This window comes from Microcoleus sp. BROC3 (genome assembly GCF_036702515.1).
Lineage (GTDB): Bacteria > Cyanobacteriota > Cyanobacteriia > Cyanobacteriales > Microcoleaceae > Microcoleus.
Genome location: NZ_JAUBTQ010000174.1, coordinates 1 through 1,358, shown reverse-complemented (window position 1 = coordinate 1,358; position 1,358 = coordinate 1). Strand labels below are relative to the sequence as shown.

1 protein-coding gene is annotated in these 1,358 nt (G+C 44.2%); it reads right to left on the bottom strand.

Translation table 11 applies throughout. The features are described from left to right. A partial coding sequence (locus QUB30_RS33605) for an efflux RND transporter permease subunit (RefSeq protein WP_333342701.1) occupies positions 1 to 1,358 on the bottom strand: 1,358 nt, incomplete at both ends.

The following is a 1,358-nucleotide window of genomic DNA, read 5'->3' as shown; positions in this document are numbered from 1 at the left end:
ACTTGGTCCATTACTTTCTGAGTGTATTGCAGCGAAACACCTTGGGGCCCTTGAATAATTGTCAGAAAATAGCCCTGGTCTTCTTCCGGGATAAACGCTGTGGGGACTGATAAATAAAGCCAAGCTGTTACTCCCAGAGAACCGATGAACACGAGAGTGACAATAGTCTTAATTCCTGTGAGAAATATTAAGGATTTCCGATATTGCCGCTGTACCCAATCGAGAGCTCTATTAAAACGGTCAAAAACCCAACCTAGCGGGCCCCCAAACTTCTGGCCTGGACGCAGTAATATAGCTGCAAGTGAGGGCGTGAGAGTAATAGCCATAAAGGTAGAAAGCAATACGGAAAAAGCAATTGTCAGCGCAAATTGTTTGTAAAGCGCTCCTGTAGTTCCGGGAAAAAATGCCACTGGCACGAACACTGCCATCAACACTAAAGAAGTCGCAATTACAGCGCTAAAAAGCTCCCGCATTGACTCAAAAGCCGCTTGGCGGGGCTTCATACCTTGGCGGATCAGGCGGTCAATATTTTCTACTACAATGATAGCGTCATCAACCACTAATCCCGTCGCTAAGGTCAGACCAAACAGAGATAAACTGTTAATAGTAAATCCGAAAACTTTGATAAAGGCAAACGTCCCAATCAAAGAAATTGGAATTGTGACGGTAGGAATAATAGTTGTGCGCCAGTCTTGCAAGAAAACAAAAATCACTATCACCACTAGCAAGACTGATTCAAATAATGTCTTGACTACTTCTGCCATCGACTCTTGTACAAACAAAGTCGTGTCCAGCGCTACTCTATGGATCAACCCCGGAGGGAAACCAACCGCTAGTTTTTCCATTTCTGCTTTGACGGCCTGGGCCACATTCAAAGCATTACTTCCAGGCAGTTGGTAAATCCCTAAACCTACGGCATCATTGCCTCGAAATCGCAGAAATGAGCTGTAATTCTCTGCCCCTAGTTCTGCTCTCCCCACATCTTTTAATTTAACTAACGTTCCATTTGTCTCTGTTTTGAGGACGAGTTCTTCAAATTCTGCTGGTTCTTTGAGGCGACTTTCAGCACGCAAGTCAATTTGATACATTTGTCCCTGCGGAGCAGGTTCTTGACCAACTCTCCCAGCACCAACTTGCAAGTTTTGTTCGTTGAGAGCTCTCGTTACATCTTGCATTGTGAGACGGCGCGCTGCTAATTTATTGGGGTCTATCCATAAACGCATTGCATAGCGTCTTTCCCCAAAAATTCGCACGTCGCCAACCCCTTTTACTCTTTTTAAGGCATCTGCTAAATATAGGTCAGCGTAGTTGCTTAAAAATATGGTGTCGTATTCTTTATTTTCGGTAAATAAACCGAT